The following is a 22,232-nucleotide window of genomic DNA, read 5'->3' as shown; positions in this document are numbered from 1 at the left end:
CCGGGTACCGGACGAGCGACGACGATCTCGGCGATCGTCATGAGCACGCAGCCACGGAGGTGGTGACCGCATGCGGGTCGTGACCATGAGCATCTGGGCGCGCCACGGTGACTGGGCCGCCCGCCGCGAGGTCCTGCGCAAGACGCTGACCGAGCTCCAACCCGACCTGCTCGCGCTCCAGGAGACCGTGGTCACCGACCACGACGACCAGGTCACCGATCTGCTCGGCCCGGACCTGTACGTGGCCCACCAGTGGCGCCGCGAGAGCGACGGCACCGGCATGTCCCTGGCCAGCAGGTGGCCGCTGGTCGAGGTGGTGGAGCAGGACTTCCTGGTCACCGACCGCGTCGACCCGCGCGAGTTCCCCGGGTCACTCCTGGCGGCGCGGGTGGAGGCGCCGCCGCCGTACGGCGCGCTGTGGTTCGCCAGTCCGAAGCCGTCGTCCCGCCTGGGCCACGAGCGCGAGCGCGAGCTCCAGGCGGTCGGCATGGCGGCCCGCCTCGAGGAGCTGCGGCGACAGCGCGGAGGCCACGTCGTGCTCGCCGGCGACTTCGACGCGACGCCCGACTCCGCGAGCATGCGCTTCTGGGCGGGGCTGCAGTCCCTGGAGGGGGCGAGCGTGGCCTACCTCGACGCCTGGTCCACCGCGCACCCCGGCGAGTCAGGCCACACCTTCAGCGCCACCAACCCGCTGGTCACGACCGGCAGCTGGCCGAGGGAGACGGGGCGGCGCATCGACTACGTGTGGGTGCGCTGCGGGCCGCACGGCCCCAGCCTCCGGATCGACTCCTGCGACCTGCTGCTCGACGCGCCGAGGGACGGCGTGTGGACCAGCGACCACGCCGGTGTCGTGGCGGAGCTGAGCGCACCCGATGCCTGAGGGCAGCGCTCAGCCGTCCCGGTGCGGCAGCGTGACGCGGAACGTGCTGCCCACCCCCAGCTCGCTGCTCAGCGAGACCTCGCCGCCGTGGGCGGACACGATCGAGCCGACGATGTTGAGGCCGAGGCCCGTGCCGGGGATCTGCTGCTGGAGGGCCTCGCCGCCGCGGAAGAACCGGTCGAAGACGTGGTCGACCTCGCCGGGCGCGATGCCGATGCCCGTGTCGCGCACCTCGAGCTCGTCGCTGTCCTCGCCTCGCCGCAGGGCGACCGAGACCGAGCCGCCGGACCGGCTGTACTTCACGGCGTTCGAGAGCAGGTTGTCGACGACCTGGCGGATGCGCTGCTCGTCGAGCAGCGCGCCGAGGTGCTCGGGTGCGTCGAGCTCGAGCGTCACCCCGGAGCGGGAGGCCAGGGCCCGCGCGGCCTCGACGGCGTGCCGTACGACGGCGGCGAGGTCGACCGCGTCGCGCTGCAGCGGGAGCCGGCCCTCGCCCAGCTCGCCGACGTGCAGGAGGTCGGACACCAGGGTCTCGAGGCGCGCGGCGTTGCGCTGGACGACCCGCAGCTGCGCGGTGACGTCGGCCGGCAGGTCCTGACGGCTGCCGATGATCTCGAGGTAGCCGAGCACCGAGGTCAGCGGCGTCCGCAGCTCGTGGGACACCGACGACACGAACTCGTCCCTCACCTGCATCGCCCGCATCAGGTCGGTGATGTCCTGGTAGGCCAGCGCCGCGCCGAGCTTCTCGCCCGCCGCGCTGCGCACCTGCCGCGCGGACGTCGAGTAGGCGGACCGCGTGAGCGGGTCGTCGCCGACCCAGTAGGCGTAGTCGTCGAACTCCTCGCCCTGGGTGGCGCGGTACGACGGCATCTCCTCTTGGGTCATCGGGGTCCGCCCGTCGAGCTGGTAGACGGCGCCGAGCTGTCCCGCCATCCCGTCGTGGCCGTCGGGGAACGCCAGCAGCATGGTCTCCGCGTGCCGGCGGTTCATCCGCTCGTAGCGCCCGTCCCGGCCGATCAGCAGCAGTCCGACCCCCACCGTCTCGAAGATCGCCTCCAGCACCTGCCGCTCGCGCTCGAGGTCGGCGTTGGCGGCGGTGAGCCGCTCCTGCTGCTCCTGCTGCTCGGTGACGTCGAGGATCTGGGAGATGAAGTGCAGCGGCGTGCCGTCCGCTCCGCGCACCAGCGCCGCGGACAGGTCACCCCACACCACCCGGCCGTCGCGGTGCAGGTAGCGCTTGCGCAGCCGGAAGGAGTCGAGATCGCCCGCCAGGCAGCGCTGCACCAGCGCGAGGTCGTCGGCGAGGTCGTCGGGATGCGTGATCTCCTGGAAGCCGCGCTGCGACAGCTCGGCGACGTCGTAGCCGAGCATGTCGCCCATCGCCGGGTTCACCCGCAGCAGGCGACCGTCCGGCGCCACCAGCGCCATGCCGATCGGCGAGTGCTGCAGCGTGAGGTTCCACAGGTCGGAGCTGTCGGAGGAGCCCTGCACCCAGCACCCCTCACGCCCTCAGCACCGCACCCTGGATGACGAGGTCCACCGTAGGGGACGCAGGCACCCGGTGGGGGCACTTCCCGGATGAAGTCGCAGGTCAGCCGGGTCCCATCACGTCCAGCGGGTCCAGCCCCAGCGACGTCAGGACGGTGCGCGCCGCGTTGCGACCGGGCCGCCCCGAGACCGAGCCGCCGGGGTGCGTGGTGGCGCCGGTGAGGAACAGCCCCGGTACGTCGGTGTCGTAGCGCAGCCAGCCCGGGACGACCTGGCCGTCGAGCAGGAACTCCCCGCCGTGGCAGGAGCCGCCGACGTTGTGCGGGTTGTGCAGGCTCACGTCGACCGGCGACTCGCAGCGCAGCGCCAGGATGTCCTCGGGCGCCAGGCCGCCGCAGCGCTCGCGCACGATCTCGAGGAGCCGGGCGCCGTAGGCGTCCTTGACGTCGGCCCAGTCCTCGCCGGAGGCGAGCGTGTACGGCGCGATCGTGAGGATCTTGAACGTCGCCTGGCCGGCCGGCGCGCGGGACGGGTCGACCGCGGTCTGGTTGACCACCAGCAGCCACGGGTCCTCGGCGTCGAGCTCGCCGGCGTGGTGGCGGTCGAGGTGGCGCGCGAAGCCGTCGGACGTGCCGTAGCCCGCCGCCGCGCTTGTGATCGCGTCGGGGCCGAAGGTCAGGTCGGCGCGCAGGGCGGCGTGCACGGCGAAGACCGAGAGCCCGGGGCGCCAGGTCTCGGCGGCCTGCACGAGGTCGGGGGTGGGCGCGACGCCGGTGAGCATCCCGCCGAGCTTGGCGAGGTGGCCGCCCGCGACGACCGCCCGCCCGACGCGCACGGACTCCCCGGAGGCGACCACCACGCGACGTACGCCGTCGGCGTCGGCCTCCACGCCCGAGACGGGTGCGTCGCAGACGACGCGCCCGCCGTGCGCGGTGATGATGCGGATCAGCGCGTCGGGCAGCGCCTGGCTGCCGCCGAGCGGGGTGGTCCAGCCGAAGTCGAGCCGGCCGGCCGCGAGCGAGGAGGGCAGGAATCCGGTGCCCGGTCGGCGCGGGTCCTGGATCGTCGCCATCGCCATCCACAGCATGAACGAGCGCACGACCGGGTGCGTGAAGCGCGCGTGCACCACGTCCCAGGCCGACTCCTCGCGCAGCGCGAGGTAGCGCCGCGACGCCTCGTCGTCGGGCTGGGGGAGCAGCGAGCTCCAGCGCCCGTGCGCGGCGGCGAGCCCGCCGCGCCACTCGGTGACCAGGGTCCGGAAGGCGTCGGCGTCCTCGGGCGACCAGCGCGCGATCTCCGCGCAGGTGCCCTCCAGGTCGGGGCGCATCACGAGCACGTCGCCGTCGGGCTGCGGCAGCACGACGGCGGGGTCGGTGGTCAGGTAGGACAACCCCTGCTCGGTCACGAGCCCCAGCTCGTCGTCGCGGACCAGCGGGTTGCCCTGGATGAGCACGTGCGCGCTGCTGCACGAGTCGTGGGCGAAGCCGGGCAGCGTCAGCGGCTCGGTGCGGGTGTTGCCCCCGGGCGTGGGGTTGGCCTCCAGGACCAGCACCTCCAGGCCCGCGCGGGCGAGGTAGGCGGCGCAGACCAGCGAGTTGTGGCCGGCGCCGACGACGACCACGTCGGCGGCGTCGGGCAGGGTTTCGGGCATGGGGGAGAGTGGCACGCCACTACAACCGTTTGCAACCTTCTGCAACCGAGCACGACGCGGGCGCCGCGGCGTCAGTCGCGCTCAGGTCACCATTCCGCACGGATTGCGCCCAGATGCTTGACAGGTGTGGTCCCACTCACAAGACTGACCTGGCCGCAATCGATTGCGACACGAAGGTGTGCTTCACCGAGGAGGAACTATGTCCTACGTCTCGATCCGCCGTGGCGTCCTGGCCACGACCACGGCAGGGGTGCTGGCCGTCGCGCTGGCCGCCTGCGGCGGCGACTCCGGGGGCGGTGACTCCGACGGCGCGATCGTCATCGGCAGCTCCCTGCCGCTGACCGGTGAGTTCTCCCAGCCCGGCACCGCAGCCGAGCAGGGCTACCAGGTCTGGAAGGAGATGGTCAACGCCGACGGCGGTCTCCTCGACCGCGACGTCGAGCTCAAGATCAAGGACGACGCCTCCAACCAGAACACGATCGTCTCGGACTACAACGCGCTGATCGCGCAGGACAAGGTGGACCTCCTCCTCGGGACCTTCTCCTCGCTGCTCAACCTGCCGGCCTCCGCGGTCGCCGAGAAGAACCAGATGCTCTACGTCGAGCCGGCCGGCGGGTCGCCCGACATGTTCAGCCGCGACTTCAAGTACCTCTTCTTCGCCCAGCAGTCGACCTCCGACAAGCAGGGCAAGGTCTTCGCCGAGTACGTCGCCGCCCTCCCGGAGGCCGAGCGCCCCAAGACCGCGGCCTACCCCACCCTCGACGACCCGTTCGCCGCGCCCAACGTCGCCGGCATCCAGAAGATCCTCGAGGAGGCGGGCATCGAGACCGTCTACGAGGAGACCTACGCGATCGACACGAAGAACTTCGACACGATCGTCAACGCCATGAAGAGCGCCGACCCCGACCTGGTCGTCCACGGCGCGCAGTTCGAGGACGGCATCGGCCTGACCCGCTCCATGCTCAAGGCCGACTTCACGCCCGAGATGTTCTACGAGACCAACGCGCCGTCGTTCGGTCAGCAGTACGTCGAGGGCATCGGCGCGGAGAACACCGAGGGCGTCCTCTACGCCGTCAGCCACTCCCCGGACGCCGACACGACCGGCAACGCCGAGTTCGTCGCCAAGTACGAGGAGATGTACGGCACGGCCGAGGTCCCCGAGGACGCCGCCGACGCCTACGCTGCGGCGCAGGTCCTGCAGGCGGCCGTCGAGGCCGTCGGGGACATCGAGGACCAGGAGGCCATGGCCGACTGGCTGCGCGAGAACGAGGTGGACACGATCCTGGGCCCCCTGTCCTGGAACGACGACGGCAGCCCGACCGGTGACTTCCTGATCGGCCAGTGGCAGGACGGCAAGGCGCAGATCGTGCTCCCGCCGGACGCCTCCACGGCCGAGATCAAGCCGGGCTGGACCCCGGGTGGCGCCGGCTGATGACCGAGTTCCTCCAGAACCTCCTCCTCGGGATCCTGCTCGGGGGCGTCTACGCCCTCGCAGCCGGCGGGCTGACGCTGATCTTCGGCGTCATGCGGGTGATCAACATCGCCCACGGTGCCTTCCTGGTCCTGGCCTCCTTCATCACCTACACCCTCTGGGACGTGCTCGGGATCGACCCGCTGCTCGCGATCCTGATCACGACGCCGGTCATCGGCGCGCTCGGGTGGGTCACCTACAAGGTCCTGGTGGCGCCGATCCGCACGGCGCCCATGGCCTCGACGGTGCTGCTCACCTTCGGGTTGGCGCTGGTGGTCGAAGGAGCGATGGGGGAGATCTGGGGGAACAACTCGACCGCGATCCGTCCGTCGTACGGCGACGAGTCGTTCGCGTTCGCCGGTCTCTACCTCCCCAAGGCCCAGCTGTACGGCGGTCTGGTCGCGGTCCTGGTGCTGGTCGCCCTGTGGGCGATCCTCACCAAGACCTGGCTGGGCCGCGCGATCCGGGCCGCCGCGATCAACCCGTCCTCGGCGGAGCTCGTCGGCATCAAGGTCACCTCGGTCGCCGCGCTGGTCTTCGCGCTCGGCATCGCCGCGGCCGGGGCCGGAGGCGCCATCACCGGCATCCTCTACCCGTTCGTGCCCGGCTCGCACTACCAGTGGATCGCCCGCCTGCTGGCCATCGTCGTCCTCGGCGGCATGGGCAGCCTCAACGGCGCCGTGCTCGGCGCGCTGCTCTTCGGTGTCGCCGAGACCATGACGTCGGCCTACGTGTCGCCGTCGTGGGCCACCGCGGTGCCCTACGCGATCGTGTTCGCCGTGCTGCTGGTCCGCCCTCAGGGGCTGCTCGGCACGCGCATGAGGGAAGACGCGGTGATGGCATGACCGCCACGACCGACACGGCGGAGCAGTCCGCCCCCACGGAGGGCAAGCGCAGCTTCCTCGAGCCGATCTGGATCGGCCGCGCGATCGCGCTGGTCGCGGGTGTCCTGCTCCTCGCCTACCCGGTGCTGAGCGACGACATCTATTACCAGAACATGATCATCCTGTCGCTGATCTTCGCGGTCGGCACCAGCGGGCTCAACATCATCTCCGGCTTCGCCGGCTACATCTCGCTGGGCCAGGGTGCCTTCCTGGGCCTCGGCGGCTACACCGTCGGCGTGCTCGCCGCGCGCAACGAGGACGTCACCGTCTGGTGGTGGATCCCGGCCGCCGGCGTCGTCGCCGGCCTGGTCGCCCTCGTGCTCGGCTTCGTCTCGCTGCGCTCGCGCGGGCCGGCGTTCGTCATCATCACGGTCGCCTTCCTGTTCCTCGTGCAGGTGATCGCGGTCAACTGGGTCTCGCTCACCAACGGCACGGCCGGGCTCACCCTGCCGCTGCCCACGTGGGACCGCGACATCATGAACTGGCCGTTCTACTACGTCCTGTGCGCGATCCTCGGCGCCCAGCTGCTGATGACGTGGTGGATCCGCCGCACCAAGCTCGGCATGGGCCTCATCGCCATCCGCGAGGACGAGACCAAGGCCGCCACCATCGGCATCAACCTGCCGGTGCAGAAGATCACGGCGTTCGTGATGAGCACGTTCTTCGTCGGCATGGCCGGCGGCGTCTACGGCTACTACCTGACGTTCATCGACCCGCGCGGCATGTTCAGCATCCTGCTGAGCGTCCAGCTCGTCCTCTCGCTGCTCATCGGCGGCAAGGCCACGCTGTGGGGCCCGGTCATCGGCGCGTTCCTGATCGAGTACCTCAACGAGTACGCCAACAACGACCTCGGCGGCGGCAACGTCCGGCTGTTCCTCTTCGGCGGTCTGCTCGTCGTGGTCGTGATCTTCCTGCCCAAGGGCATCCTCCCGGCGATCGAGTCGCTGCTCATGCGGCGTCGTACGGCGGGCAAGGCCGGCCTCGTCGGCGCCCGCATCGGCTCCGGCGGCAGCCTCGCCTCGATCACCGACCGGGTGCAGCTCGTCGACCGCAGCCAGATCCCCGACCGGCCCCTGCTGGAGGTCAAGGACCTGCGCAAGGCGTTCGGCGGCGTGCAGGCCGTGGACGGCGCGTCGTTCGCCGTACCGGAGGGGTCGATCACCGGCCTCATCGGACCCAACGGCTCGGGCAAGACCACGATCTTCAACCTCATCGACAACACGATCGCCGCCGACTCCGGCGAGATCTGGCTGGCCGGCGAGCGCATCGACAGGCTGCCGTCCTGGTCGCGGGCCCACCGCGGCCTGGGTCGTACCTTCCAGCTCACCCGCCTCTTCGGCGAGATGACCGTGCTCGAGAACGTCGTCGCCGCGCAGCGCTCCTTCTCCGTCGCCGGGCTCGGCAAGGTCGCCGTCAGCGGCGCCGAGGGCCGCGCTGCCGAGGAGCTGCTGGAGTACGTCGGCATGCGGGCCTTCCGTGACCAGAAGGCGCACGCGCTGTCCTACGGCCAGCAGAAGCTGGTCGAGCTGGCGCAGATCCTGATGCTCGACCCGAAGGTGATCCTGCTCGACGAGCCCGCCGGCGGCATCAACCCGGTGCTCATCGACCGGATGTCGGAGATGATCCGCGAGCTCAACTCCTACGGGAAGACCTTCCTCATCGTCGAGCACAACATGCCGTTCATCCTGGGCCTGTGCGACCCGATCCACGTGCTCGCACGCGGCAAGCGGATGGCCACCGGCGACGCCCATGAGATCCAGAACGACCCGGCCGTGATCGACGCCTACCTCGGCGACGACTTCCAGCTCGAGGAGAAGGCGGGCACCCCGTGAACATGCTCGAGATCTCCGGCGTCGTCGCCGGCTACGGCGGCGGCGACGTCCTCCAGGGCGTCGACATCACCGTCGCGGAGGGCGGCTGCGCCTGCATCGTCGGCCCCAACGGCGCCGGCAAGTCGACGGTCCTCAAGACCGTCAGCGGCCTGCTCACCCCGCGCCTCGGCGAGGTGCGCCTCAAGGGCGAGCGGATCGACCAGATGTCGACCTCGCAGATCCTGCACCAGGGCATCTCCCAGGTCCCGCAGTCCAACGCGCTCTTCGCCAACATGAGCGTGCGGGAGAACGTCATGCTCGGCGCCTACATCATCCGCCGCGACAAGGCGCTGGTGAAGAAGCGCTACGACGCCGTCGCCGACCTGTTCCCGATCGTCGCCGACCGCTCCAACGACAACGCCGGCAACCTCTCCGGCGGCCAGCGCCGCATGGTGGAGTTCGCCCGCTCACTGATGCTGGACCCGGTCCTGCTGCTCCTCGACGAGCCCTCGCTCGGCCTCGACCCCAAGGCCCTCCAGGCCCTCTACGACTCCGTCATGGTCCTGCGCGAGGCCGGCAAGACCATCCTCATCGTCGAGCAGAACGTCCGCTTCGGCATGAAGATGGCCACCGACGGCATCGTCATGGAGTCCGGCAAGGTCGTCACCCAACGCGACGCCGCCTCCATCCTCTCCGACCCCCACATCGCCCAGATGTACTTCGGCGGCACCGTGAGCGGCGCGGAAAGCGAGAAGACCCCCGACATCTCCGTCGTCCCCGGAGGTTGAGGAGGGACGAAGTCCCGTCTCGAAACCGGTGGTCGAGAAGCGAGCGCCAGCGAGCGCCCGTCGAGACCCCGCACCTGCGCGCCAACGCAACCCCCGGAGGTTGAGGAGGGACGAAGTCCCGTCTCGAAACCACCAACCGGTGTGGTCGAGCAGCGAGCGCCAGCGAGCGCCCGTCGAGACCCCCGCACCCGCACGCCAACCTCAACCGCTCACTCCGGTGGTTGAGGTGCGAGCGCAGCGAGCCTCGAAACCACCCGCCGCAACTGAGAGGACGCCAATGTCACGGACCCCCGGTGCGCACGACCCGCTTCTAGTCGAGCACCTCCCAAACTCCGACAGCCCAGCGGAGATCCTCCTAGCCGAGACCATGGACGGCCTCTACACCCCCTACGCCCTCCGCCTCCCGAAGGGCCCCGGCCCGCACCCCTTCGTCTACATCGCCTACGGCAACGGCGGCGGCGGCATCGACTGGCTCCTCGACCGCGTTCACCGCTTCCGCCACGTCACCGACGTACTGCTCGAGGCCGGCTACGCCTGCGCCTGGGCCCGCTACCGCACCGAGGTCGACCTGGGCTACGAGCACGGCGGCCGCCTCCACGTCGAGACCCGCCAGGGCATGGACCTGATGAACCGCGCGCCGCTGGAGTACGAGGACGAGGTCTCCGTCCTCCGCCACGTCGCCGAGCACCCGGACATCGACGCCGACCGCCTCTTCCACCTCGGCGTCAGCCATGCCGGCGAGATGCTCTTCAAGCTCTGCTCCCAGTACGGCGGTCTGCTGCGCGCCGGCATTGCGGCCGAGCCGGCCTCCCACGAGGTGCTCACCCTCGGCCTGGCCGCAGAGTCGACCGTCACCAGCGTCAACGGCCTGCGCGACATCGAGAGTCTCGAGATGCGCAGCACCGAGCTTGCCCGCGCCCGCATCACCGACCACACCGAGGTCTCCGCGCGTCTCGACGGCGTCGACATCCCGGTGCTGGTGATCGGCCGCGACACCGACGAGCTCCAGGGCATCTTCCGCCTCACCTACGAGCTCCTGGCCGAGAAGCGCGCCGACGCCGAGTGGCGCACCTGGGACCACGACGTCCACGGCTACATCTACCCCGAGTCCGACCAGCACGGCGTCCCCCAGGTTGACGGCGTCCAGAGCCAGGCGCTCGAGGCGATCGTGGAGTTCCTCGGCCGCCACCGCTGAAGAGGGCCCCCGCACAGCGTGGCCGAGACGCAGGTGCCTCGAGCTTGTTCGCCGAAGCATGCGCGCCACTCAGACGGGCGAATCGCGTCGATTTCGGACCCCACTGGGGTCATCGATATGCGCCATATGGCACGGGCCCGCGCAACTCCTTGAGTCGGTGGCATGTCCCGGCACTGCGCCCACGCGCAATATGCACCATTCGGACATTCAGCCTCGGGGCATGTGCTATTGGCGGCCTCGACGGGCAGCAACGAAGAGATACGCCGCGTCTCTGCGGGTGTTCATACGATCGCCCAGGAACGGCGCAAGCGTGGCAAGCGCACCCAACGCACCGCCGCTCGCCGCGACCAGCCCCCCGGTGACGGTGCCGAGCACCATGGATGCCGCTGATAGGCCGCCGGGTATGACGGCCTTCCAAGCTAGGTCAGTTCTCGATCTCTTCTGAAGGTTGAGGGATGCGGCTTCCAGTTGATGAGTGAGTTCGGTGATCGCGTCGATGTTTTCGGCATCGGTGCGGGCCGTCTTCAACGCTGCGCGCACCTGACGGCGCAGGTCCTCAATGGCACCTTCGTTCGTCAAGAGCTTGGCCAGGTCAGGGCCTCGCATAGTTGTCAGTTCCGGGATGTCGGCCCAAAGCGCAGCCTGGGCCGGTCCGATCCGCGCAGTACGCTCCCGGGTGCGAAGCAGTCGTGCCTCGAACAGCGATGCTGAGACGTACTCGGCACCGAAGACATCAGCTGCGACTATGCGCTCGTGGGTACGCTGCACCAATGCGCCGATCGCTGAATTCTTGACTTGGTTGATCCACGGCTCGTAATCGAACCCGGGGTCATACGGCTGCAGCATTGAGGTTTTGAAGCGCCCGGTCTCGTGGTCCATGGAGCCTCTATCGATGTGGCCATGCAGCCAAAAGTTCGCAGCGTCCTGCGCAAGGTCGTCAGCCGCACGCACAAACAGTGCCTCCCGGGCGGTCGGTCCTTCTACGATCAGTTGACTGTGCACCCACGCGACCAGTTCTGGGGTTTTCAAGTCGCCTGCGGTTAGTTCCTGAGCCGCCCGCCCCTGGGTTGCCATCGCCACGCCCGCCGGCACCGGGATGGCGATACCGCTAGCAAGAAGTTCCGCGTTCATCAATTCGGATGTCGCGTCTTCCTTCAGCTGGCGCGCGCTTGGCTCGCGACGCAGACTGTCGAAGACGTGGTCCGGGTACAAGACATGGTCCGCGAGGAGCAACGTGCGGCCCAGGAATTGGGCGACGTCCAGTTCCTGGTTCCATAACATTGCTGGCCGCGGTGTCTGTCTTACCAATTGCGCGACTGTGCGCACCGTCTCGGCAGCGAGGCGATATACGGCTTGTATGATCTGGTCGGACGGCGGATCCTCGCTGGCCGGTAGCCCTGCAAGCCGTCGCAGGACCTCTACACGCAATCCACCGAGAGACTCGATGCTCATCGCGTCCCCGTCGCCGTCCAACGCGGACCCAAGGTCGGCCTCCCAGTTCGTGTAGGAGATCGCTGTCGGCTCCGGGCCATCCGCGGGGAGAGTAATTCCCGTGCCGGCGGGCATCATTCTCCCGAGGGCACCGGTCGCCAGCGACGTTGACGGACTCAGGAACCTGCTGCCCTCGCGGTCTGGTGGCAACGGAGCGCCGGGCTGAGATGACGGTCGTTGGTTTCCGTGGCACGACTTGTACTTTCGACGTGAACCGCACCAGCATGGCTCATTCCGCCCGTACGCCGCCAACAGGTCGATTCCCATCACAAGCGGATCCTCTCTCAACTGCACTTCGGTTCAACGGCCTAGTTTGCTTCCAGGTAGGAATGCTGTGCTGCGCGGGCGTCATCAAGTGTGGTTGGAACGGTCCATCACCTGTAGTGGTCATCGACCGCACCTACGCGGTGAGGTGTCCTGGCCGCGGCTCGCCGCCCCCGCAGTGAGTAGTTCAAGCGAGGCGGGCCCGCCTGGGCAGCCGCCAAGTTGCGGGAATGACGGGACCGTGACGATGCCCTCGTGTGAGAGTACGAAGGTGACGAATTTGGGCTGGACGATCTACACCGCCCCTCTAGAGGAGCTTGGTGCGGATCAGCTGAGGGGATTCTTGGACGAGCAGCGGCGCACCCGGCTGTTCATTGAGAACACAACTCTCGAGCTCAAGCGCGAGCGGACCCGACACAACGTCACGACAGCAATCGCTGCCATGGCAAACGCGGCTGGCGGGATCATTCTGGTCGGTGTCGACGAACACGAACCGGATTTTGAGTCCGCTCCCGGCGTCGACGCTGGCGAGGGCGTTTCGCTCCTCGAGGCGTGCCACGGCACCCTCAGTCCTCGGATCACGCCCGAGATCACGACGGTCGCCATCCCTGGAAAGGACAAGGTGATCTTGGTCGTCCGTGTTGAGGCCGATCCTGCATTGTGGCCAGTGGTGAAGCAGGGCCAAGTGTTCGTCCGCAACTACGGACAGTCGTGCGCGGCCACGCACGACCAAATACTGCTCTTGGTCGAACGGCGCACTTCCAGCGCCCGCCCGTCAGGGACGATGTTTGCCGTCTCGAACGTTTTCGCCAGCAGGATGCTCGACGGGGAAGACAGGACCGCGGCTGCTGACTTGGTCGTGAGAGCAGCCACTGCCGTCTATACCCGCCCGCTCGGTTCTGCACCGCTCGTGTTCGGCCGTGAGGTTCGTGACGCTCTAGATCAAGCTCTCCAGGACTCGACCATCGTTCGCTTGGGCCTGCAAAATCTGGGGCGTGGAGCGTCGGCCGCGAGTCTGCTGACCGACCTCGACGGACGGGAGTGGTCCTCGACCCGCTACCGGGTGACCGGAGTCCGCCCCGGGCTGCCGGAGTCGCAGCAGATCGTCATGACGGTGCAAAGAAGCGGGAACCAGGTCGCGTTCGCGCTCGAGGCTCACCTGCGCCTGCCAAGACTGGGCGACGCGCAGGCACCGAGGGTCGGTCGGGCTGAGGTCGCTCTCGTGCTCCTGTGCACCCTCGAGACCATCATCTTTGAGATGACTCCGGCGATAGTCCAGCTTGCAGGCGGCGCCCCCAGCCACGTTGATAATCTGGTCTGTTGGGTCGAGTCGCAACGAGGTGACGGCTTAAGCTTCGCGCTCGACTTTGATCGCGTGGACCGGCCTGTCCCACAGGATATGAGGACGTGGAGCTTCCAGCTTCAGCGGCCAGAAGACATCGCCGACATCGCTCGGTTGGTCCGCGATCAGCTGCGAGTCCTGTACCTCGACCTTGGGGTCGACGACGATGAGTCTGTCGCTGCCGAGGACGTGCGACACGCAAGCAGCCTCAGGAGTCGCCTTTCTGAGTGACGCATCCAGGCAAGTGCAAGGTCAGCAGCAGTCGGGGCCCGCCCGACTCGGCGCATGGGGCGGGATAACGCCTGTCGCGGACCACTCGGCACGGGCACGATCGGACGTAAGGCCGCCTCTACGTCGGCACTCCGCATCCAAGACACGATCGGGCCTGCTCGTTGCGCGGGAAGTAGACGCGAGTTCATCCGCTATGTGGCGTATGTGCTTCCGAGGCTCGTCGGATCCGGAGGTCGCGTCCGCTAGGCGGTGGGCTCGGCGGGCGCGAGGGTCGAGGTCGGTGGGGTGAACCGACCTGCAGCGAACTTGCGGCGGTTTAGCCAGCCAAGGTCGTGGATGTCGACTGCTTCCTTTGGTGAGGAGTACCAGGGGTCGTCTTCCGGCGGGGCTAGCTTGTCGAACGATTCCTGATCGACATCTTCGGACAGAGTCCAGTAGCCCGCCCCGCTATGGCTGCCGTGCGCGGGAACGAAACGGGCAGCAAGGTCCGCGATCGTGATGGCCCCGGTCCCGATGAGTTCAGCGATCCTGGCACGGAGTTCAAGTTCGTGGCCATGCTTGATGGCGTAGTGGCGAAGTGCGCCCTGCGGGACGTGTTGTGAAGCTGCGTCGCCTTCGCTGAGGTGTTGCACGAAATCGCCAATCGCCTGCTCGACGAGCCATTCGTTGAGGTCGAAAACCCAGTTCCCGGCGTTGGGATTCTCGATGCGTCGGGCGGCGTCCTCGACGTGCGACATGGCGCGCACGGCGAGGCCGGTGGCGTTCAGGCCATTGAGAATCGACTTAGCTTCCGCATGAGTGGCGGTGCCGGCGAGGGATCCGATGAGGTTTCCCGTCCAGGCGACGATTTGCCCCACGCGGCCGAAGGCCGTGAACGGGTCTTCAGGGAGTTGGCTAGCGATCGCGGCGAGGGTAGTGGCGAGGTTGAGCCTGGCCTCGGTCGCTGCTGGGGTGTTGTCGTCGCCGCTGGCTTTAGTGATCGCCAGCTGGGCTCGGTCGTCGTTGGGCTGAGTTAGCAGTGTCGTCAATGGTGAAGGGTCATTCAGGGTGGCGGCGACGACTGCCTCGCGAACCTCTTGGTCGGAGATATCGTGGCTGGGGATCGCCATCGCAAAGTACCGGTCAAAGTATCCGTCTGAACCAACGCCTCTCCCGGTCGCGCTCGGGTAGGAGACGTCGATGACGTGCGTGTCAGGCCACTCCAGTCGAGGAAAGAGGGATGCGAGGAGGAGCCGGCCGGTGTCGGCGTGCTCGGCGGGGATCTTGGTCAGCAGCACCACTGGGTCGAACTTCACGCGATCGATACTGCGGCCAACTGCGAGTTGGCCAGTGTGCCCACTGACGAGAGGCTCCCGGAATTTTGGGAGGTCGTTGAACAGGCCGGGGAACGCCACCCTGACCAGCGTCAAGAGGATGACGTCTTCGTCGTCGATCTCGCCAGGAGGCAGTAACGGAATGTGGTGTTCGAGTTGGGCGATGAAACGGTCGATTGCGCGGGGGGTCCGCAACAGGCCAGTGAAGCACTGCATAAGCGCGTCGATCCGGTCCGTCTGAGCTCCCGCCGTGGAGGTATCCACCGTACGTGTCGTGCGCTTGAGGCCAGCGTGGAGCCGCGTAACTTGCTGATGGCGCAGTAGCGGCGGAACCAGGACTGGGTACTGAACGATCTTCTCCATAAACCGTTCAGCGGACCCATCGAGCGGTTGCGCTGCGCCGGCGTGAGTAAGCGATCGGTGGAGCGTGTCGTCGTCGTATGCCAACAGGTACTGAACGCCGGGGAAACGTCCAAGGAGGCGTACGACTTTGAGCAGTGTCATGAGTTCGTTGCTGTGAAGGCGGTCGACGTCATCTACGACGATCAGAATTGGACGTCGGAGCTTCTCGATCTCTTCCGATGCCTCCTTGAAAACGTCTTGCCAGGGTCTAGCCTTCACAAGCGCTTGCGCGCCCGCGCGGGCAATTTCTGCGGCCGTGGCTCCGGCAACGGGGATGACGTTGGCGGTAGGCGCCGCCAACATTGCGGCGGTGGCCAAGGCCGCGCGGAGGTGTCTGGACTTCTTGACGGGCAGCCCCCGCGCCAAGGACGCGTAGAACTCGGCGATCAGACCGGTCTCGTCGCTTGTGGCCCATGGTGTGAAGTGCGATATGTGCCAATCGGGGTGAGTGGTGCGCAGGTGTTCCTCGGTCATCGCGATGAAGGACGTCTTGCCGCTACCCCATGGCCCGCTGAGCCCGAACACGACGCTGAGGTCGTAGGAGAAGGTGCTCACGATCAGGTCGGCGGCTGCCTTGGCATAGTTGTCTCGGTCGAGGGTGTCCTCGGCGATGGCAGATAGTGGCCGGTCGGCCCACTTGGAATCATTCATCTAATGTGCTCCTTCGCCCGTCGGTCACACCCGTCACTCGCACCGCACATTGCCCAGGGGACCCAGTAGGCGACTGTGCGCGGACGCATACCTTGTGGTCGATGCCGTTGGGGCAAATGTCGTCGAGCCAGATGCACAGTACTCGCGAAAGGTCGTCGTCCAGGCGGCGGAGCGCTGAGGGGCACCAATCCCACGCCCGCACGATGAGAACGAGCGCGTCCTTGAGACGCTCGGTCTCGACTGGGGACGTCAGGTGAGCGAAATGGGCTCCAGAAAGCGCAACAGAAGTACGCTTGCCCACCCTTCGCCTTGGAGCATGGCAAAGGCTTCTAGCGGCCCTACTTCAGTGCCGCCGACACGACATCGCGCCCCGCCTCTTGCACGCGCAAGGTGCTCGGCACCTTGGAACGACTCAGCGGAGATCTTGTAGACGTGCTCTGTGCCGGAGAGGCGTGCGCCAAACCACGCAAACTCCGTCGTCATCTTGCGGCCGCCGATCTTCGCGCCGCTCCCGGGGCCTCGGCGAGCCTGGCGTGGCTTTCGCCGGCTAGCGACGTAGCACTGACGTCGGCGGGGGGAGAGACGCGAGCTGGGCCTCCTGTTCGCGGTCGGCAGGAGCGTCGAGTCGCCTAGTCGACGTCGGCGTGCTGAGCCACCAGATCGCCGTACTGCTCACTCGCGCTGCGGCCGGTGCGGGCGAGGATCTCGGAGGCGAGCAACACCAGGAGCGGGCTGCCCTTGTCGGTGGTCGAGGGACCGCCGTCGGTACGCAGGAACGACGCGCTCGCCGACTCCTCAAGGCCGAATGCGAACGGGCCGTCCATCGGTCCGGGCACGAACCGTAACGAGCAGAACATCGCCAGGCCTCACCTTGAACCGATAGCCTCGATTTCATGGGGTTACAAAAAGCCGAACGGCAAGCCATCATCGTGATCCATGGTATAGGCGAGCAAAGTCCCATGGATACGCTTAGACGGTTCGTCAATGGTCTCGGCCTCGGCTTCTACCACAATAAGCCTGATCGTTTATCGCAATCGGCAGAATTACGGCGACTAACGTTGCCTTCTAAGGCACGAAGGCGCCCAGCCACTGACTTCTTCGAGCTGTACTGGGCTCACCAAATGCCACCCGGCAAGGTTAGGGAAATTCTCGCTTGGAGCTGGCGTTTGGTCTTTTCTGGAAGTCAGGAAGGTGCGATGAGTCTCCTACGACCTCACCTCAGAGTCCTTCGATCCTTAGCCATCGTCGCGGTCGTTGCCCTGGTCACTTTGGCTTTGACACTCGGCATTGCACTCGTGTCGGCAATCCTGGGAAAAGATCTCCCCCAACCGGAAACCCGAGTCGCGCTCCTGACAGCCCTCGCAGTTCTACTTCTGGTCCTGGCCGCAAACGCCGTCTCGGGCGGCTTCATTCGCCGCGCGTTGGTCGACGCCGAGCGATACCTGACACCTCAACCTCATTCCGTCGCTGGTAGGAACGCCATTCGAAGCGCCGGAGTGCAGCTATTGCGCAGACTTCATACGGAAGGAAATTACGTGCGCATCGTCGTAGTCGGCCATAGTCTCGGTTCCGTTATCGGCTACGACATTTTGCGGCAGGCATACGACGAGTTTCGGGAACCAAATCCCCGCTGTTTTGGTCCTCAGCCCCAGGCAGATTGTTTTGCTCAAGCTGCGGCTGCGCTGGGTACAACACCAAAGCGAAAACACTTGGACGCCTTTCAGCAGGCGCAATTGCGGTTGTGGATGGAGAATCGAGCTCGAGGCGTCCCTTGGCTCGTGACCGATCTAATCACGCTTGGCTCTCCGCTCGCGAACGCCGATCTCCTCTTGAACCGCGGCGAGTTCACTCTGGCAGAACGGCAAGCAGAACGGGAGTACCCCACATGTCCTCCTGCGCCGGACACGTCCGGGGATGTGTTATACCGCGCCAACATCGAAGGGGCGGGCGTGATCCGGTCAATGAAAGTTGCCAACTCGGCGGCGGTGTTCAGTTCGACGCGATGGACCAATCTGTACTTTCCCACGAGGAACCTAATCGAAGGCGACCCTGTAGGCGGGCCAGTCGCACCAAAATTCGGAGTGGGAGTTCTGGATGTGCCCATTCACCGTTTTGCCGATGCGCCACACGAGAGATGGCGTCGGCTTTTCCCTTTTCCACACCTGGACTACTGGCGACCAGGTACACCCACCACGGGGATGAGTCGGCGAGCCCGAACATTTCGGCGACGGCATACAGGAACGAGTGACGCGCTTTCGATGCTTAAGCACTTCCTTAACCTTGACATAAAGCGCGCACGGGGAGGTTGGCCGCCAGCGCAGGCTGGCACCACAATTCCGGAAACCGATGACCAAACGGACCACGACTGGTAGTGCGCTTGGTACGCCATGGCCCAGTCAAATGGGCTACCCGGCAATTGGCGACGCGTCGTGTCAATCAGAGCTTCGGCGGCCGCGGGATGCCCAGCGCCTCTTGGGCCTGCGTCGCCAAGTTTGGCGACTCGGCGTCAGTTTGACCATGCCATGCATTATTTCGGTCGGCATCTCTTCTTCATCAATCACTAGGACGCACGAGTCACCCGAACCAGGTTCGTCGCACCGTCGGTACGGTAACGCAACTTGAACCGGTGCGACGAGGCGAAGTTCGCATGTCTGGCGAGCCGTACGTGGTGCTCACCCGATTTCTGCTTGGATACGAGGATGGGCGACATCAAACTCCGGTCTCTAAAACTTGTAAACTACAAGGGTTTCGCGGATCACACAATCTCGTTTAGGCACACCAACGTTCTGGTCGGTGCGAATAATGCCGGAAAGTCAACCGCCTTAGGGGCCCTCCGACTTCTGGCGGCCATGCTTCCGGCCGCCAGGCGGGCAAGACCGAATAGTTCAGGCGAGGTGGAAGGTCGAGGTGTCGCTGGATGGTCAATTAGTGCGGCTGCCGTCGAGAACTCGGCATTCGCTCACGAGAACATTCGTCACGACTTCCTTCCCGTTGAAACCCGGATCGAACTCCTTCTGACCAGCGGCGTTCGACTCATAGCTTCGTGGGAAGATATTCGAGAGGCAGATGAGTACGATCGGCCGCCGAACGGAACGTTCTTCGTATTTCCGCCTGATGGCGGTCAGATCATGCAGCCGCGGAAGGCTGCGCAGGAATTGGTTCCTGAGATTGCTGTGGTTCCCACACTTACGCCTCTGGATGACCGCGAAAGTTATGTGGGCGATGAAACATTTCGACGCCATCAAACGAGTCGGCGCTCCAGTCGATACTTCAGGAATGCTTTGTATCGGCTGGCGACTCCAGAGTGGGACGACTTCAGAGCATACGTCTACGAGCGCACCCCTGAGGTCTCTAACCTCAGTCTCCATCGTGCAATGGGAACCACTGAGGACGACCTTGACCTGTACTACGAAGAAGAAGGAACCAGGCGGGAGCGCGAGATCACCTGGGCGGGAGACGGTATTCAAATTTGGCTTCAGGCTCTATTCCACATCTGGGGGCAGCGGACGGCGCCAGTGGTTCTTCTGGATGAACCCGATGTTTTCCTGCACCCTGATCTGCAGCGTCGGTTGGCGAGGGCGCTGTTCGCCACCGGGCAGCAGACCGTCCTTGCGACGCATAGCGTCGAAATCTTGGCCGAGGCTGAGCCTGGCAGCGCCGTTTGGATCGATCGTTCACGGCGGACCGCTGAACGCCCTCGCAGTGACGGCGCCCTTGGACTGATGGGGCGGCGGCTTGGCAGCGGCTACGAATTGGGTGTGGGCCGAGCTCTCCGCAGCAACCTCGCTCTTTTCGTTGAGGGCGACGACGTGCCGATAATTGCGCATATGGCGCGCCAGCTTGGTGTTCGTGACGTGGCGTCCTCAGATGGATATGCCACGATTCCGCTCGGAGGATTCAGCCGGAACGCGCTTGCTGGCGCTTTCGCGGAGACGATGTCTGCCTTGGGAAGTACAGTCGAGACCATCGTCGTGCTGGACGGCGATATGCGTAGTTCCGAGGCGGTCCGCCTCGAGACGGCTGCGTTGGCGGCTGCAGGCGCGCACGTCCATATTTGGAGATGCCGCGAGCTAGAGAACTACTTACTCAACGCGCGAGCAATAGCAAAAGTCTCTGGTTTGTCTCCATCCGACGCGGAAACCCTTTTGCAAGATTCGATAGCCAGTCTCGAAAACGAGGCGCGCGACGATCTACAAGCACAACGCATGGCTGAACGCAAACTCAAAGGAAGTTCCACTGCCGGTAGCGCGGACAAAACTATCTTGGTAAGCTCAGCCAAAGAGTTCGCAAAGACGTGGGAAACTGTCGAAGGTCGAATTGCTCTGGTAGATGCGAAGGCTGTACTTCGTCAGATAAACAGTCAACTTCAGTTTCGCGACGCTAAGACAGTCAACGCCCATTCGCTGGCGAAGAATATCCCGCGCGCAGAGATAAGTCGCGACGTTGTCGAGCTAGTCTCGTCAATAGCGGCGTGTCTCCGCCACGATCAGTAGTTCCGTCGCCTGCGATGGCAACTGTTCTGCGTTTAGTCATGGTCTGACCGCATTCAGAGATAAGGAACCATCGAATGTTGCGGCGGACGACCAGACGCTTCCAACTTGAGTGATGGGCGCCAGCTGGGTCGTGTGCGAGGCCCTGGCCTTTGTCATTGCGCGGTACGTCAGCACCCAGAGGTGAGCATCCCCTAGCCCAGCGCCGCCGCGACCAGCTCGCGGGCCTCCTCCTGCACGCGCGCGAGGTGCTCGGGCCCTTGGAACGACTCCGCGTAGATCTTGTAGACGTCCTCGGTGCCGGAGGGGCGCGCCGCGAACCATGCGGACTCCGTCGTCACCTTGAGGCCGCCGATCTTGGCGCCGTTGCCGGGGGCTTCGGTGAGCTTGGCGGTGATTTCCTCGCCCGCCAACGACGTCGCGCTGACGTCGTCGGGGGAGAGGGCGGCGAGCTTGGCCTTCTGCTCGCGGGTGGCGGGGGCGTCGATGCGGGCGTAGGCGGGGTCGCCGTGCTGGGAGACCAGGTCGGCGTAGTGCTGGCTGGGGGTGCGGTCGGTGCGGGCCAGGATCTCGGAGGCCAGCAGGGCCAGGATGATGCCGTCCTTGTCGGTGGTCCAGGGGCCGCCGTCGGTGCGCAGGAACGACGCGCCCGCCGACTCCTCGCCGCCGAAGCCGAACGAGCCGTCGATCAGGCCGGGCACGAACCACTTGAAGCCGACCGGCACCTCCACCATCGGCTTGCCGAGCGACGCGGCGACGCGGTCGATCATGGAGGAGGAGACGAGGGTCTTGCCGATGCGGGCGCTGTCGGGCCAGCCGGGGCGGGCGCCGCCGAAGAGGTAGCCGATGGCGACGGCCAGGAAGTGGTTGGGGTTCATCAGGCCGGCGTCTGGCGTCACGATGCCGTGGCGGTCGGAGTCGGCGTCGTTGCCGGTCGCGATGTCGTACTCGTCCTTGCGCGCGATGAGCGAGGCCATCGCGTTGGGGGAGGAGCAGTCCATGCGGATCTTTTCGTCCCAGTCGAGCGTCATGAAGCGCCAGGTGGGGTCGACCAGCGGGTTGACCACGGTCAGGTCGATGCCGTGCCGGTCCGCGATCGCGCCCCAGTAGTCGACGCTCGCGCCGCCGAGGGGGTCGGCGCCGATGCGCACGCCGGCGTCGCGGATCGCCGCGAGGTCGACGACCTGCGGGAGGTCGTCGACGTAGGTGCCGAGGAAGTCGTACGACGACGCGGCGGCGCGGGCGCGGGCGAACGGGATCCGGCGTACGCCGTCGAGGCCGGCCTTGATCAGCTCGTTGGCGCGCTTGGCGATGACCGCGGTCGCGTCGGAGTCGGCGGGGCCGCCGTGCGGCGGGTTGTACTTGAAGCCGCCGTCGCTCGGCGGGTTGTGCGAGGGGGTGACCACGATGCCGTCGGCGAGGCCGGCGGGCTGGTCCAGCGGCTTGCCGCGGTTGGCGCGGATGATCGCGTGCGAGACCGCCGGGGTCGGCGTGTAGCGGTCGTCGGCGTCGACCAGGACCGTGACGTCGTTGGCGGCCAGCACCTCCAGCGCGGTGGCCCACGCCGGCTCGGACAGGCCGTGGGTGTCGCGGCCGATGAACAGCGGGCCGGTGTAGCCCTGGTCCTTGCGGTAGTCGCAGATCGCCTGCGTCGTCGCGAGGATGTGGGTCTCGTTGAAGCTGGTCCGCAGGCTGGTCCCGCGGTGGCCGCTCGTCCCGAACGCGACCTGCTGGTCGACATCGTCGGGGTCCGGCACCTCGGTGTAGTACGCCGTCACGAGGTGCGCGACGTCGACGAGGTCCTGCGGTTGGGCGGGCGTTCCCGCGCGAGAGTCGGCCATGTCGCACATCATGCCTGCTCGGGCGGGGCTGGGGGGTTG

Annotated in this window: 14 protein-coding genes; 8 read left to right on the top strand and 6 right to left on the bottom strand. The window is 66.4% G+C overall.

Translation table 11 applies throughout. From position 1 onward, the window contains the following. Positions 1-70 precede the first annotated feature (70 nt). On the top strand, positions 71-880 hold the full coding sequence (locus E4622_RS11720; RefSeq protein ID WP_134740352.1) for an endonuclease/exonuclease/phosphatase family protein: 810 nt from the start codon (positions 71-73) through the stop codon (positions 878-880). A gap of 9 nt (positions 881-889) precedes the next feature. Here the strand turns inward: E4622_RS11720 and E4622_RS11715 are convergent, their stop codons facing one another. Continuing rightward, entirely contained in the window at positions 890-2,371 is a 1,482-nt protein-coding gene (locus E4622_RS11715) for an ATP-binding protein (protein ID WP_134740351.1), read from the bottom strand. Between the two features lie 100 nt (positions 2,372-2,471). Next, positions 2,472-4,019 (bottom strand): NAD(P)/FAD-dependent oxidoreductase, encoded by a 1,548-nt coding sequence (locus tag E4622_RS11710; protein ID WP_167736055.1) that lies wholly within the window; start codon positions 4,017-4,019, stop codon positions 2,472-2,474. 199 nt (positions 4,020-4,218) lie between these two features. Between E4622_RS11710 and E4622_RS11705 the strand changes: the two genes are divergently transcribed. The 5 genes from E4622_RS11705 to E4622_RS11685 all read left to right on the top strand — a co-directional run bounded on the left by E4622_RS11705 (position 4,219) and on the right by E4622_RS11685 (position 10,168). After that, positions 4,219-5,451 carry an amino acid ABC transporter substrate-binding protein gene (locus E4622_RS11705; protein ID WP_134740349.1) on the top strand — a complete coding sequence of 411 codons (1,233 nt, stop codon included), beginning with the start codon at positions 4,219-4,221 and terminating at the stop codon, positions 5,449-5,451. Beyond that, positions 5,451-6,335, top strand: a complete 885-nt coding sequence (locus E4622_RS11700; protein ID WP_134740348.1) for a branched-chain amino acid ABC transporter permease — start codon at positions 5,451-5,453, stop codon at positions 6,333-6,335. The genes E4622_RS11705 and E4622_RS11700 overlap by 1 nt, the downstream gene beginning before the upstream one ends. Next, positions 6,332-8,206 carry a branched-chain amino acid ABC transporter ATP-binding protein/permease gene (locus tag E4622_RS11695; RefSeq protein ID WP_134740347.1) on the top strand — a complete coding sequence of 625 codons (1,875 nt, stop codon included), beginning with the start codon at positions 6,332-6,334 and terminating at the stop codon, positions 8,204-8,206. The genes E4622_RS11700 and E4622_RS11695 overlap by 4 nt, the downstream gene beginning before the upstream one ends. Positions 8,207-8,208: 2 nt before the next feature. Further along, entirely contained in the window at positions 8,209-8,973 is a 765-nt protein-coding gene (locus tag E4622_RS11690) for an ATP-binding cassette domain-containing protein (protein WP_134740796.1), read from the top strand. Positions 8,974-9,340: 367 nt separating this feature from the next. Next, positions 9,341-10,168, top strand: a complete 828-nt coding sequence (locus tag E4622_RS11685; RefSeq protein ID WP_134740346.1) for a hypothetical protein — start codon at positions 9,341-9,343, stop codon at positions 10,166-10,168. Between the two features lie 225 nt (positions 10,169-10,393). Here E4622_RS11685 and E4622_RS11680 read toward each other — a convergent pair whose 3' ends face one another. Continuing rightward, entirely contained in the window at positions 10,394-11,620 is a 1,227-nt protein-coding gene (locus E4622_RS11680; protein ID WP_245155991.1) for a hypothetical protein, read from the bottom strand. Positions 11,621-12,170: 550 nt separating this feature from the next. Between E4622_RS11680 and E4622_RS11675 the strand changes: the two genes are divergently transcribed. Next, positions 12,171-13,496 (top strand): RNA-binding domain-containing protein, encoded by a 1,326-nt coding sequence (locus E4622_RS11675; RefSeq protein ID WP_245156019.1) that lies wholly within the window; start codon positions 12,171-12,173, stop codon positions 13,494-13,496. A 242-nt stretch (positions 13,497-13,738) separates the two neighbouring features. Here the strand turns inward: E4622_RS11675 and E4622_RS11670 are convergent, their stop codons facing one another. Both E4622_RS11670 and E4622_RS23145 read right to left on the bottom strand, forming a co-directional pair. Then, positions 13,739-15,862, bottom strand: a complete 2,124-nt coding sequence (locus E4622_RS11670; RefSeq protein WP_134740343.1) for a KAP family NTPase — start codon at positions 15,860-15,862, stop codon at positions 13,739-13,741. A gap of 629 nt (positions 15,863-16,491) precedes the next feature. After that, on the bottom strand, positions 16,492-16,686 hold the full coding sequence (locus tag E4622_RS23145; RefSeq protein ID WP_245155990.1) for a hypothetical protein: 195 nt from the start codon (positions 16,684-16,686) through the stop codon (positions 16,492-16,494). Positions 16,687-18,561: 1,875 nt separating this feature from the next. Here E4622_RS23145 and E4622_RS11660 point away from each other — a divergent pair. Next, positions 18,562-20,355, top strand: a complete 1,794-nt coding sequence (locus E4622_RS11660) for an AAA family ATPase (RefSeq protein ID WP_134740342.1) — start codon at positions 18,562-18,564, stop codon at positions 20,353-20,355. A gap of 191 nt (positions 20,356-20,546) precedes the next feature. Here E4622_RS11660 and pgm read toward each other — a convergent pair whose 3' ends face one another. Continuing rightward, positions 20,547-22,193, bottom strand: a complete 1,647-nt coding sequence (pgm, locus tag E4622_RS11655) for a phosphoglucomutase (alpha-D-glucose-1,6-bisphosphate-dependent) (protein WP_134740341.1) — start codon at positions 22,191-22,193, stop codon at positions 20,547-20,549. Positions 22,194-22,232 lie beyond the last annotated feature (39 nt).

It is taken from the genome of Nocardioides sp. 503, from assembly GCF_004522095.1.
GTDB lineage: Bacteria > Actinomycetota > Actinomycetes > Propionibacteriales > Nocardioidaceae > Nocardioides.
Note: the sequence above shows the minus strand (reverse complement) of the source record. Positions and strands in the feature narration are given on the sequence as shown.

What these genes read in the sequence shown, in the direction of transcription:
- E4622_RS11720 (WP_134740352.1), top strand. Translation starts at nt 71, where the DNA reads ATGCGGGTCGTGACCATGAGCATCTGGGCGCGCCACGGTGACTGGGCC.
- E4622_RS11710 (WP_167736055.1), bottom strand. Translation starts at nt 4,019, where the DNA reads ATGCCCGAAACCCTGCCCGACGCCGCCGACGTGGTCGTCGTCGGCGCC.
- E4622_RS11705 (WP_134740349.1), top strand. Translation starts at nt 4,219, where the DNA reads ATGTCCTACGTCTCGATCCGCCGTGGCGTCCTGGCCACGACCACGGCA.
- E4622_RS11700 (WP_134740348.1), top strand. Translation starts at nt 5,451, where the DNA reads ATGACCGAGTTCCTCCAGAACCTCCTCCTCGGGATCCTGCTCGGGGGC.
- E4622_RS11695 (WP_134740347.1), top strand. Translation starts at nt 6,332, where the DNA reads ATGACCGCCACGACCGACACGGCGGAGCAGTCCGCCCCCACGGAGGGC.
- E4622_RS11690 (WP_134740796.1), top strand. Translation starts at nt 8,209, where the DNA reads ATGCTCGAGATCTCCGGCGTCGTCGCCGGCTACGGCGGCGGCGACGTC.
- E4622_RS11685 (WP_134740346.1), top strand. Translation starts at nt 9,341, where the DNA reads ATGGACGGCCTCTACACCCCCTACGCCCTCCGCCTCCCGAAGGGCCCC.
- E4622_RS11680 (WP_245155991.1), bottom strand. Translation starts at nt 11,620, where the DNA reads ATGAGCATCGAGTCTCTCGGTGGATTGCGTGTAGAGGTCCTGCGACGG.
- E4622_RS11675 (WP_245156019.1), top strand. Translation starts at nt 12,171, where the DNA reads ATGCCCTCGTGTGAGAGTACGAAGGTGACGAATTTGGGCTGGACGATC.
- E4622_RS11670 (WP_134740343.1), bottom strand. Translation starts at nt 15,862, where the DNA reads ATGAATGATTCCAAGTGGGCCGACCGGCCACTATCTGCCATCGCCGAG.
- E4622_RS23145 (WP_245155990.1), bottom strand. Translation starts at nt 16,686, where the DNA reads ATGGACGGCCCGTTCGCATTCGGCCTTGAGGAGTCGGCGAGCGCGTCG.
- E4622_RS11660 (WP_134740342.1), top strand. Translation starts at nt 18,562, where the DNA reads ATGGGCGACATCAAACTCCGGTCTCTAAAACTTGTAAACTACAAGGGT.
- pgm (WP_134740341.1), bottom strand. Translation starts at nt 22,193, where the DNA reads ATGGCCGACTCTCGCGCGGGAACGCCCGCCCAACCGCAGGACCTCGTC.